At 40.3% G+C, this 12722-nt stretch carries 10 protein-coding genes; 9 read left to right on the top strand and 1 reads right to left on the bottom strand.

Annotated features, from left to right (window positions below; all coding sequences use genetic code 11):
• The first annotated feature begins 136 nt into the window (after positions 1-136).
• The 3 genes from EKM61_RS09820 to EKM61_RS09830 all read left to right on the top strand — a co-directional run bounded on the left by EKM61_RS09820 (position 137) and on the right by EKM61_RS09830 (position 3238).
• Complete coding sequence (locus EKM61_RS09820) at positions 137-1420, top strand: UDP-N-acetylglucosamine 1-carboxyvinyltransferase (protein WP_068225567.1); 1284 nt, start codon at positions 137-139, stop codon at positions 1418-1420.
• A gap of 137 nt (positions 1421-1557) precedes the next feature.
• Positions 1558-2850, top strand: a complete 1293-nt coding sequence (rho, locus tag EKM61_RS09825) for a transcription termination factor Rho (protein WP_068225566.1) — start codon at positions 1558-1560, stop codon at positions 2848-2850.
• A gap of 112 nt (positions 2851-2962) precedes the next feature.
• On the top strand, positions 2963-3238 hold the full coding sequence (locus EKM61_RS09830; RefSeq protein WP_068225565.1) for a type B 50S ribosomal protein L31: 276 nt from the start codon (positions 2963-2965) through the stop codon (positions 3236-3238).
• A gap of 484 nt (positions 3239-3722) precedes the next feature.
• On the opposite strand, the gene EKM61_RS09835 is transcribed toward EKM61_RS09830, so the two are convergent.
• Entirely contained in the window at positions 3723-4958 is a 1236-nt protein-coding gene (locus tag EKM61_RS09835) for a multidrug efflux MFS transporter (RefSeq protein ID WP_068225564.1), read from the bottom strand.
• 517 nt (positions 4959-5475) lie between these two features.
• Here EKM61_RS09835 and EKM61_RS09840 point away from each other — a divergent pair.
• The 6 genes from EKM61_RS09840 to EKM61_RS09865 all read left to right on the top strand — a co-directional run bounded on the left by EKM61_RS09840 (position 5476) and on the right by EKM61_RS09865 (position 12586).
• Complete coding sequence (locus EKM61_RS09840) at positions 5476-6042, top strand: LemA family protein (RefSeq protein ID WP_068225563.1); 567 nt, start codon at positions 5476-5478, stop codon at positions 6040-6042.
• 17 nt (positions 6043-6059) lie between these two features.
• Positions 6060-6959, top strand: a complete 900-nt coding sequence (gene htpX / locus EKM61_RS09845) for a zinc metalloprotease HtpX (RefSeq protein WP_068225562.1) — start codon at positions 6060-6062, stop codon at positions 6957-6959.
• Positions 6960-7290: 331 nt separating this feature from the next.
• Entirely contained in the window at positions 7291-8064 is a 774-nt protein-coding gene (locus tag EKM61_RS09850; RefSeq protein WP_068225560.1) for a hypothetical protein, read from the top strand.
• 17 nt (positions 8065-8081) lie between these two features.
• Positions 8082-9155: a D-alanine--D-alanine ligase family protein gene (locus EKM61_RS09855; protein WP_068225559.1), complete on the top strand. Its 1074-nt coding sequence runs from the start codon at positions 8082-8084 to the stop codon at positions 9153-9155.
• Positions 9156-9176: 21 nt separating this feature from the next.
• Complete coding sequence (locus EKM61_RS09860; protein WP_068225558.1) at positions 9177-10556, top strand: UDP-N-acetylmuramoyl-tripeptide--D-alanyl-D-alanine ligase; 1380 nt, start codon at positions 9177-9179, stop codon at positions 10554-10556.
• Between the two features lie 488 nt (positions 10557-11044).
• Positions 11045-12586, top strand: a complete 1542-nt coding sequence (locus tag EKM61_RS09865) for a DEAD/DEAH box helicase (RefSeq protein WP_068377064.1) — start codon at positions 11045-11047, stop codon at positions 12584-12586.
• Positions 12587-12722 lie beyond the last annotated feature (136 nt).

The raw sequence follows: 12722 nt of genomic DNA on the forward strand, positions 1-12722 counted from the left end.
TTAGTCACTTATGAGTCTAACTGTGTTGGACTTTTTTGTTAATTTTTTTGTATTATTACAAACTAGCACCACGCGTATTTTTACAGTTCTTTCTTTATTATTGAAATGATTATAATTGAAGTGAGGAAAGCAAAGTATGAAGAAAATGAGGATCATGGGCGGAAAACCGTTATCCGGTGAAGTAACCATCGGCGGTGCTAAAAATAGTACTGTTGCGCTGATTCCGGCTGCAATTTTAGCCGATACACCGGTAACGCTTGACGGCGTGCCGGACATAAAAGACGTGCACAATTTAATGTCAATTCTAAAGTCAATGCAGGTTTCTTCAAAGTTTGAAGGTGACGTACTGACAATCGACCCAACCCATATTTTGCCAACACCACTTCCTAACGGTCGGATAAAGAGCCTGCGGGCATCATATTATTTTATGGGTGCATTGCTGGGTAAATTTGGTGAGGCGATTGTTGGGCTCCCAGGTGGCGATGATATTGGTCCCCGACCAATAGACCAGCACATTAAGGGTTTTGAGGCTCTGGGCGCACAAGTAACTAATGAACATGGTGCAATGTACATTAAAGCGCCTGATGAAGGGCTACATGGTGCCCGTATCTTTTTAGATATGGTTTCCGTTGGCGCAACAATTAACGTTATTCTAGCGGCCGTTAAGGCTAAAGGAAAAACAATTATCGAAAATGCTGCTAAAGAACCAGAGATTATTGATTTGGCGACTTTTTTAAATAACATGGGCGCTAATATCAGGGGTGTCGGCACGGACACTATCCGAATTGAAGGCGTGGATCATCTGGCCGCGCATAATTCCCATACGATCATCCCTGATCGAATTGAGGCCGGAACATACTTAGCAATGGCGGCCGCTGCCGGTGATGGGGTTCTGGTTAAAAATATTATTGTTGAACATTTAGATGCGTTTCTTGCCAAAATGGAAGAAATGGGCGTCCAGCTGGATTATTATGAAGATAGTATTTTTGTTCATCCAACCAAGTCATTAAAGATGGTTCAAATTAAAACTGCACCGTACCCAGGTTTTGCCACTGATTTGCAGCAACCAATTACACCTTTAATGCTCAAGGCAAAGGGTGAAGGGCTAATTGTTGATACAATTTACCCTAAGCGGGTTAAGCACGTACCTGAATTAATTCGAATGGGTGCGGATATTACAATTGAAAACGATGTTATTATTTTGCACCATGCTGATCAGTTATCCGGGGCCGAAGTGTCTGCCGATGAAATTCGTGCCGGCGCTTGCTTGATGACGGCTGGTTTAATGGCAAAGGGTGTCACAACGATTTATAACGTTGATAATATTTTGCGTGGCTATGATCGTGTTGTTAGTAAACTTCGTGGCCTAGGTGCCCAAGTTGAAATTATTGATGACGTTAAGTCTGCATCAGCAAGTTAAGTATAAATTTAAATAATTGAGAGAGTGAGACAAGGAATGACTGAATTTCGATGAAGATCAAACGAAATCAGTTTTTACCGATTAGTTCGGTGAAATTGTTTAGCTCTCTTTTTAAGTGAAAAGAAAGCAGGGTTGAAATGAGCGACTTTTTGACCATGGGTGAATTAGAAAATCGAACACTAAAGGAAATCTATCAATTCGCGCGGGATTTTAAAATTCCTTATTATAGTCAAATGAATAAGAAAGAACTCTCCTTGGCCGTCTTACGAGCACAGGCTAAAAAGCAAGGATTCGTGTCGATGGAGGGCGTTTTGGAGATTGTTAGCAGTGAAGGATTTGGGTTCTTACGACCAATTAATTATGGTCCTTCACAAGAGGATATCTATATTTCAGCATCGCAGATTCGCCGTTTTGGATTAAGAACTGGTGACAAGGTAGTTGGCCGTGCGCGGCCACCGAAGGCCTCCGAACGTTATTATGGCCTGATGCACGTCGACACAGTTAACGGAAAAGATCCTGAGGAGGCCAAGGCAAGGCCCCATTTTCCAGCCTTAACTGCACTTTATCCGCAGCAACAGCTTAAGGTAACGACAACCCCACAGCAACTTGCTACACGATTAATTGATACGTTTGCCCCAATTGGATTTGGTCAGCGTGGGCTAATCGTTGCCCCACCGAAGGCCGGAAAGACAAGTTTACTTAAAGCGATAGCAAATGGTATCGCTAAAAATTATCCGGATGCTTATTTGATTGTATTGCTAATTGATGAACGACCAGAAGAAGTGACGGATATTGAACGTTCGGTTAAGGGTGACGTTGTTTCTTCAACTTTTGATCAGCAACCCCAAAATCACGCGCGAGTCTCTGAGCTAGTGTTGGAGCGTGCTGAACGCCTAGTGGAAGATAAACAAGATGTTGTTATTTTACTAGATTCTATAACTCGATTGACACGGGCCTATAATTTAACGACACCTTCTAGTGGGCGAACGTTATCCGGAGGTCTTGATCCAGCGGCCTTTTTCCGGCCAAAACGGTTCTTTGGTGCGGCGCGTAACATTGAAGAAGGTGGCAGCCTAACAATTATAGCAACTGCTTTGGTTGATACGGGAAGTCGAATGGATGACGTTATTTATGAGGAATTTAAAGGAACCGGCAATTTAGAGTTACACCTATCCCGTGAATTATCGGAGCGCCGAGTTTTCCCAGCACTTGATCTTAAACAATCAGGTACACGTAAAGAGGAGTTATTAATCTCCAAAGCACAATTAGAAGATGTTTGGCGGCTTCGGCGTTCAATGTCTGGTGACGCACTGGATTATACGAGCCAGTTATTAGGCTTTCTTAAAAAGACGAAAACCAATGCTGAATTTTTCCAGCAACTTAATAAATTAGAATTAAGAAAAAATAATAATCGAAATTTGCGGCACTAATTGCAAATTAAGTTTGACCATGTTATTATTTATTAGTTGCATTAGGCTAAATATTATCTCTGTCTCGCAGGCTCGTTTACGGGTATGATTCAGGGCAAAGGAGCGAAAGATTATGAAACAAGGAATTCATCCAGATTATCATTCAGTTGTCTTTCAAGATTCAACAACTGGATTCAAATTCTTATCTGGTTCAACAAAGACATCCGATCAAACAGTTGAATGGGAAGATGGTAACACTTACCCATTAATCTTGGTCGAAATTTCTTCTGATTCTCATCCATTCTACACTGGTAAGCAGAAGTTCACGCAAGCCGATGGCGCAGTGGATCGTTTCAACAAGAAATATGGCTTTGCCGATCAGAATGCGGCACCAAAACAAGACGATTAATAAGCTTGAATATTTCAAAAAAGGCTATGAACTTTCCCGGCAGTGTGACTGTTCGGAAAGTTTGTAGCCTTTTTAGTTATTTATAAATTGTTTCAAACTCGATTATTGAAAATAAAAGTCTTAAATAATGAGCTTAAAATCAGGCTGGAGTGCGGTATACTAAAGATACTTAAAGTGTAGTGATATACTTTAAGTTCACACATTAACTTACACTCTAAAAAAGTTCCCCCAAACTTTCCGTCGCTCGTTTGTGACGGTTTTTTTATACAACTTTAAGGCAAATATAAATTTTATCAAAAAAGTGTGTGGGGGAAGTATACTCTATTGAGCGTACGAAAATATGTTATTTTATTAGCAATGTATAATAGTGACACTAATCACTGGAGTAAGCACAGGAAAGCTATTTTTCCAAATACTTTCTAATTTAAAAAACACTGACCAACCGTTAGACGTAAGATCTAATGGTTGGTCAGTGTTTTTTTTGCTATTTTTTTTGTTTCCGGGCCAGCCGGAGCGGCCCAGTGCTGCGCCAGACCCAAATTAAGTTTACAAATTCCAAGATTGATGTTGATAGAAAAACACCACCATAACCAAATGCGCCGGAGATACTAGATCCTAATAATGGTCCAACCACTTGGCCCATTGACTGGAAAGATTGGTTGTAACTGAAGATTCGGCCAGCCACTGTGTGCGGTGAGTATTTAGCCAATAAGGTTTGAACGGCGGGTAATAACGCAGCGTCGGAAATACCCACTAATAAGCGTAGTGCACCTAGCTGCCAAACATTACGGACAAAGGTTTGTGGTATGTAAACACACATTGCAAAAATTAGGCCAACGATTAGGATTCGTTCTGTACCAATTCGGTCACCGAGTTTACCAAACTGAGGGGCCGCAAAGAGCGTAGCGATTCCGGGTAGTGAGGCGATAATGCCACTAACCAGCGCAACGTTTCCGTGGTAGTGCATTAGTTGCCGGACAAACAGACTAAGGATTGGACTAATCGAATTATTGGCCGCCTGGATAATCATGGTTGTAATAAACATACCAATAATGACGTGCGGAAACTTAAGTTCATGAAAAATTTGTTTGGCCGGTAATTGCTTTGCTTTTTCAACTGGTGTAAAAGTTTCGTGAACAAAGAACAAACAGAGAAAAAAGACCGTGGCGAGCAAACCACCAGTGATGAAGAAAGTAAGCCGATAGCCAAACGATCCGGCAATTGTGCCACCAAGTAGTGGTCCTAGCATCATTCCGGATACGCTACCGGTGGTTAAAGTTCCCAGCGCCTGGCCACTTTTTTCGCGGGGGGCCGAAGTTGCAATAAGTGCATTGGCGTTACTAATAAAGCCGGAAAAAACACCCTGAAGTGCACGTAGCGCGATTAATTCATAAACGTTACTAACTAAGCCCATTGCGGCAAGAACAATTGCCATTCCGGCCGAGGCTCGCAGCAACATCAACTTACGACCTTTTCGATCGGCCAATTGGCCCCACCATGGCGAAATAACTGCCGTTACAAGGTAAGTGGATGAATAGGTCAAACCACTCCAAAAGTTGAGTTGTAAAGTGGAAAATTTACCTAATGTATCAATATAAAGCGACATAAATGGTAGCACTAGGCTGAAGCCCATGCCCGCCATAAAACAACCAAACCAAAGAATGAATAAATTTTGGCGCCACTCAGGACGCCTTGGTCGCTTAGTTACTGTCTGTTCCAAAGTCGAACCTCCTTAGTTTTTAAATGATTATTGTAGTTTGTGTGCCCTTTCAACGCCAATCCAAAATTTATCTGAACAAGTTTAATAAAGTGCCGCCACGTAATTATCAACACGATTGTTAAAACTAGTTATTTAGAAAATCTCAAAAGACATTTAGGGATTACGATTACGCCACAGATTGAAGATTATTGGTGCCACGTTTAAGCTAAATTTGACCAGAAAAATATTAGCAAGAATAATTTTCAAATAAACCCAGCACGTTCAAGCTAAATTGAGTTACGAATATAAAAATAGTATTGCGCCGCAACTTGGTTTGTTACTAATTATTTGTGTAAACACGATAAAAACATTATAAGCCATCTTACCACTAAATGCTTTTGGTAATTCATTATTAAATTAATTAAGTTTAAAATCAGTAATTGTTAAATTCTATCCAAGTTGATTAGTTTTACTTTATTAAAAGGTGGTGCTCTGGTAGTATAAGGGCAAGTTACTTGATGTTAAAGGAGGTTTTATTATGCTATGGATTATCGTAATTGTTATTGTGTTGGCAATCATAGCCGCAGGTAGTTATATTGGCTTTTACAATAGCATTGTACGCACACATAATTGGACTGATGAAGCTTGGAGTCAGATCGACGTCCAGCTCAAACGTCGGAATGATTTAATTCCTAATTTAGTAGAGACAGTTAAGGGTTACGCTAAACACGAACAGAAGACACTAACGGACGTCATTGATAAGCGTAACCAGTTGGCAACGGTGCCTGCAGCTAATCACGAACAAACTATGGCCGCATCAAATCAATTAAGTGATTCTTTGAAGGGTATTTTTGCACTTTCTGAGAGTTACCCTGATTTGAAGGCCAATCAGCAATTCGGTCAGTTAATGGAAGAACTTTCAAATACTGAGAATAAGCTTGCCTATTCACGGCAACTTTATAACTCTAGTGCAGTTAATTACAACAATAAAATCCAAACATTTCCGGGTAATATTATTGCACCAATTCATAATTTTTCAAAAATAAATTACCTTGAAACACCTAGTGATGAAAAAAAGGCGCCTAAAGTTTCGTTTAACGATTAAAAAGGTAGGCAAGTTAAATGTTATATCAGCAAATTGCGCAGAATAAACGAAAGACCTGGCTCGTTATGCTTAGCTTCTTTTGTTTACTGCTTATCATTGGGGCTGCGGTCGGCTATGCTTTTTTCTCAAGTAGTCTGCTGGGAATTGTTTTGGCGGCTATCGTTGCTGCCATTTATATTACCGTAATGGTCGGTAATTCAACTGGAGTCGTCATGGGTCTCAATCACGCCCGCGAGGTTACTGACACTGAGCAGTACCCGCAACTATGGCATATTGTTGAAGATATGGCCATGGTTGCACGGGTACCAATGCCACGAGTATTTATTGTGACTGATTCGAGTCCCAATGCATTTGCTACCGGTAATGACCCGAAACACGCTGCTGTGGCTGTCACAACTGGTTTGTTGGCTATGATGGATCGTGAGGAATTGGAAGGCGTTATTGGCCACGAGATTTCGCATATTCGAAATTATGATATTCGCTTGGCCACGATTGCCATGGCCTTGACCGCTGCTATCTCGTTATTGGTTAACATTGGAATGCGCTCCTTTTGGTGGGGCGGTGGCCGCCGGCGAAGTCGTAATAATAACGAAGGTAATTCGGGGCAGATTATTTTATTAATTGGCTCAATCGTTGTTGTTATCTTGGCGCCAATAGCGGCAAGTCTTGTTCAAATGGCCTTGTCGCGTAATCGGGAATACTTAGCGGATGCTTCTAGCGTTGAATTAACGCGTAATCCAACGGGCCTAATTACGGCGCTACAAAAAATTGGTAATAGCAAGCCGATGAAACAGGCGGATTCGGCTAGTGCCGCTCTTTATATTGCTGATCCATTTAAAGAAAAACGTTCATTGACGCATTTATTTACAACACATCCGCCAATTGAACAGCGAATTAATCGTTTGGAACATTTATAAATTGGGAGTGTGACAAAAGTCGGTTTTGGGTTTACTGCGTAACGTAAGCTAATCCAATAACCGTACTATGGTTATTGAATTAGTTGTAGTTAGGCACGTAAACCCAGACTTCTGGCGCACGTTCTAGAACAATGTTCGGAAATAAAAAGGAGGTTAGGACTTTTTGTTCCAGCCTCAATTTACCCTTTTTAACGTACGTGATCATTGAAACATTTGTAGCTATAAAAAAGGTTGTGGTCAAATTAATTTTTGACACAACCTTTTCTTCTAATTTCGTAGTAAAATAAGGTAGATAGATCAGTTGTTTTAGTTGTGTGGGTGGGGTGAGATTATGAGTGCAGATATTATTTATATCCATTTAGAAACGGTTTCTAATTTGATTTTATCCTATGGGATTAGTCTGCAGGACTTTGCTGGCGCATTAAAGCGCCTGCCTAGCCACTTGTTGTTATTAACGGCAGTGGACCCAAACGATAATGTTGATTCACATACAGGTTTTAATGTTATTGGTGGTACTGATGATATTTTAGACTACTTTGATGATCGCAAAATAACGGTTCATAAATGGATTGATTTCGAACAATCACTTTATTTAGAACAGCTAACGCCAATTGAAGTGTCGCAACTACTCTATTTAGGGCACGCTTATACACATTTGGAATCACCTTTTTATTATAAGTTACAAAATAATTACGTTTATTTAACTTTGCCTGATCAAACGGTAAAGACATATTATCGCTATTTAGAACAATTTTACCGAGTACTCAATCGGAGTCTTAAGCGACATTTACAGGAACAATTACCTGAGGCCCGTTTTCTATTTAGACGGCGGTCAACGATTCCAAATATTGATCCAATAATTTTAAAACAACTTCAGCCGCTCTTTATTGACGGGGCACTTTTTTCTTTTGAAGAAATCGGGTTTTTACAAAAAGAAATTCACATTCCAATTTATGGTTTGACCGGGCGGTTTAGAGCCGTTAACGATGCCTGGACCAATAATGTTCAAGAGAAGGTTGCCGAGCTGATTTATGATCAATCACTACAGAAATGGCGATTATCAGTTTTTAATGAGGCCGCATTTTCTAGTCAAGGTTTGTTTTAGTGTGTGGGGGATAGTTTATGCAAATTTACTTAATTTATGGTGGTCATAGTGCCGAGCATGAAATTTCAATTGCTTCGGCATTTGCTGTAACACAGGCCATTGATTATCAACAATATTCAGTTATTCCAATCTATATTTCAAAGGATGGCTTGTGGTTACAGGGGCCAGAACTATTTGCGCCTGTTCGGCAGCAGCTTAATTTACAACTTAAACAGGGACTTACTTCGCGCTTGAGCGAACAAAAAAAATCCAGTGGGATACCTTTTAAATTTGACCGTTTCAAAGCGGCCGATGCAATTATTTTTCCACTAGTCCAAGGCAAGAATGGTGAGGACGGTAAATTGCAGGGATTATTAGAAACGTTACGGGTTCCCTACGTCGGTGATGGCGTTCTTGCTAGTGCGGTGGGGATGGATAAAATTGCTAGTAAGATGATTTTTCAGCAAATTAATTTGCCCCAGGTTCCTTACGTTGCTGTCTTGAAAAATAACTGGCTAGCCAATTCTGAGGTGATTTTGACCCGGGCGGAAGGCTCTTTACTTTACCCAATGTACGTTAAGCCGGCTAACAGTGGTTCTAGTGTCGGCATTAGCCAAGTTGCTAACCGGGATGAATTGGTTGAAGCAATCAAGGTAGCTTTTCGGTATGATCAGCGAATTTTGATTGAGCAAGGAATTGAGGCACGAGAACTTGAAGTCGGTTTACTTGGAAATGGTAAAATTGACGTAACCCCGGCCGGCGAGATTATGAAGGATGGCCTCTTTTTTGACTATAGCAGTAAATTTGCAACGAAAAGGCCAACACTAACTATTCCTGCAGATATTGATTCGAAAACGCAACAGGCAATGCAGGATTATGCTAAAAGGGCATTTGCAATTATTGGTGGTCACGGTTTGGCACGTTGTGACTTTTTCTTAACCGCTAATGGTGATGTTTTTTTAAATGAAATTAATACCGTTCTTGATTTATCAACCGATGCTATGTTTCCTCGATTATGGCAAGCGGCAGGAATGTCTTTTGCACAATTAGTGGAAGAATTACTAGAATTAGCCTTAGAAAAGTTTCGGCAACAACCAAATAAAAAGAAATAGGATTGAGAGAGGGAAGTCATAATGAAAATGCAGCTTGCGGAGATTGCTAATGCAGTTCAAGCGAAGAATGATATAAGCCAGTGGGCAGGAACCGAAATTTCAAGCGTTGCCTTTGATTCAAGAAAATTAACGTCAGGTGCGCTTTTCATTCCGCTTGTTGGCGCTAACGATGGTCATGATTATTTGGCCAACGCGCGAGAACATGGTGCAGTTGCAACCTTCTGGCAAAGTGGGCACGTAGGAGAGCCAACTGATTTTCCGGTGTTGGAAGTTGCTGATCCATTAAAAGCATTACAAAAGTTGGCGCAATATTATTTAGTAAAAGTTAATCCACGGGTGATTGCCGTAACTGGCAGTGATGGGAAAACCACAACTAAGGATATGATTGCGGCTATTTTGAGTCAAAGATTTAACGTTCACAAAACGCAAGGTAACTATAATAATGAAATTGGGGTGCCGACAACAATTTTAAGCATGGAAACCAATACTGAAATTCTTGTTTTAGAAATGGGAATGGATCGACCGGGCCAGCTTGATTTTCTTAGTCAGTTAGTCGAACCAGATATTACTTTGATAACTATGATTGGCGAAGCACACATTGAATTTTTTGGGACACGAGATAAGATCGCTGATGCAAAAATGGAGATTACTAATGGTCTTAAAGAAGATGGTTACTTTATTTATAATGGGGATGAACCACTTTTACGGCAACGAGCTAAGTCGGTTTCACAAAATCAACTAACCTTTGGTAATAAAAAAAGTGATGATTTATGTGCGATGACAATTGAAACAACCAAGGATCAAACTAGTTTTACGTTGGCCACTTATCCAGAAATGACGTTTACAATTCCGTTGCTAGGCGCCTATAACGTGAATAACGCAATGGCGGCCATTAGTGTTGGTCAGATTTTACGAATTAAACCTGAAGAGATGCGGACTGCCTTGGCCCATTTCAGTTTAACTAAGAACCGTACCCAGTGGCTAACAGGGGCTAAAGGCGAATCGATTTTAAGTGATATCTACAATGCTAATCCAACGGCCATGAAGGCAGTTTTAACGGCTTTTCAAGAAGTGCCCGTCACTGGCCGGCGGATTGCTGTACTTGGTGATATGTTAGAATTGGGTGATCAATCGGCGACGCTGCATCGAAGTGTCGCTACTGCCATTCGACCGGATAAGTTAACGGGGATCTATCTGTACGGTGATGAGATTAAACCGCTAGCCGATGAGTTAAAGCGTAATCCTACTTACCAAGAACATGTTCATTACTTTAAGAAGACGGAAAAACAATTAATGATCAGTGAGTTAGTTGCCCAAATTCATCCTGATGACGCAGTATTACTTAAAGCTAGTAATGGGATGCATTTGGATGAGGTTTTAAAGCAATTAGAATTAGCGTAAATCGCAGACGAATAAATTAAGCAGGAACACTTAATTCTAATATTGCAATTGCGATAAACTATTTTTACTTGTGTTTCTTTGACCAATATTAGTGTAAATCTGTTTTTTTAAACACTTTCTAGCGCAGCTTAGCGACCATATTTAAACCTATTAGCAATATAATTTAAATATGAGTGCTACACTCCACTAGAACGTACGCCAAAAAGTCTGGGTTTACGTTATGCAGTAAATCCGAAACCGACTTTTGTCCCGCTCCCTACAGTATTATTTATTGGGTAAATCAAGTTTCAACATGGTATTTTAATTAAGGACCAATTTAATCTCATATTTTCATGAAAACTTTATTAACTATTTATTTGTCATGGACGAACTTTCGTGATAGGATAGATAAGATGCGAAATTAAGCAGGAAATTATTTGCAAGGCAGACGAGTTTTGGGATCGGGAACTGTTTTGCAAATGTGTAACAGAACCCGAGGAGGAACTTATTTGAAATTTACAGATCTAGGTTTAGAACCAGACATATTAAAAGCAATTCGTCGTCAAGGCTATGAAGAGGCAACACCAATTCAGGCTGAAACGATTCCTATGGTATTAGATGGCTTAGATGTTATCGGCCAGGCTCAAACTGGTACCGGTAAGACCGCGGCATTTGGTTTACCAATTATTCAAAAAATTGACAAAAAGAACCCTAACGTTCAAGCATTAATCATTTCCCCAACACGTGAATTAGCAGTTCAAACCCAAGAAGAACTCTATAATTTAGGTCAAGATAAAAAGGTTAAAGTCCAAGTGGTTTATGGTGGTGCTGATATTGGTCGTCAAATTCGTTCCTTAAAAGAGCACCCACAGATTGTTGTTGGTACACCTGGACGAATGCAAGATCATATTAATCGTAAAACACTTCGTTTAGATCACATTCAGACTTTAGTTTTGGATGAAGCCGATGAAATGCTTGATATGGGCTTTGTGGAAGATATTGAGAAGATTATTAAGGCAGTTCCAGAAGATCGCCAAACATTATTGTTCTCTGCAACAATGCCTGCTGCAATCAAAAAAATTGCTGACCGTTTCATGCACGATCCCAAAACGGTTCAGATTAAAGCTAAAGAATTAACGGCTGATCTCTTAGATCAGTATTTTGTTCAAGTTAAAGAATACGAAAAATTTGATACGATGACGCGTTTGTTTGATGTTCAAGAACCTGAAATGGCAATTGTTTTCGGACGAACAAAACGTCGGGTTGATGAATTATCTAAAGGTCTACGTGCACGTGGCTATAACGCTGAAGGGATTCACGGTGATTTATCACAGCAAAAACGGATGAGCGTTTTACGTTCGTTTAAGGCTGGCCGTTTAGACATTTTAGTTGCAACCGATGTCGCTGCTCGTGGCTTAGATATTTCTGGTGTTACTCACGTTTATAACTATGATGTTCCTCAGGATCCAGATAGTTATGTTCATCGGGTTGGCCGTACTGCTCGTGCAGGCCATAAGGGAACTTCAGTTACCTTTGTTACGCCGAATGAAATGAGTTACTTACGGACCATTGAAAAGTTAACTCGTCTAAAGATGAATCCATTAAAGGCACCAACCGTTAAGGAAGCATTTAACGGTCAAATCTCATCGGCTGTCGAAGAAGCTCATAAATTGATTGATAGTAATGATTTAACCAAGTATGAGGCCCAGGCAGAAGAATTGATGAATGACTATACGCCGTTACAATTGGTTTCAGCTTTCTTGAAGTCAATTAGTAAAGATGATGCTTCATCAGTACCCGTTAAGATTACACCAGAACGTCCATTACCAAATCGTGGTGGACATGGCGGTGGCGGTCGAAATCGTCGTGGCGGTGGCAATCGGTCATCATATCGTGGTGGTAACAACCATGGTAGTCGTAATGGCGGTGGCGATCATCGACGCGGTGGTAGTGGCAGTAGTGATAACCACTATGATCGTAATAAACGTTACGCAAAGAAGGGTGCAAGTAAAGGCGGTCGCCGGAACTACACCGTTCATGAACATGCTTAATAAGTAGGCACGTTTTCCAGTTATTTTCTTAAAATGAAAAAAAGTGATCAACTTTCATGGGGTCTACACTTTCTGGTATTGGTGAATAACTAATACCGGTTTTTTGTCTGTTTTGAAAATCAGAAAAATAAAAAAG

The sequence above is a fragment of the Loigolactobacillus backii genome, from assembly GCF_003946275.1.
GTDB classification, from domain to species: Bacteria; Bacillota; Bacilli; order Lactobacillales; family Lactobacillaceae; genus Loigolactobacillus; species Loigolactobacillus backii.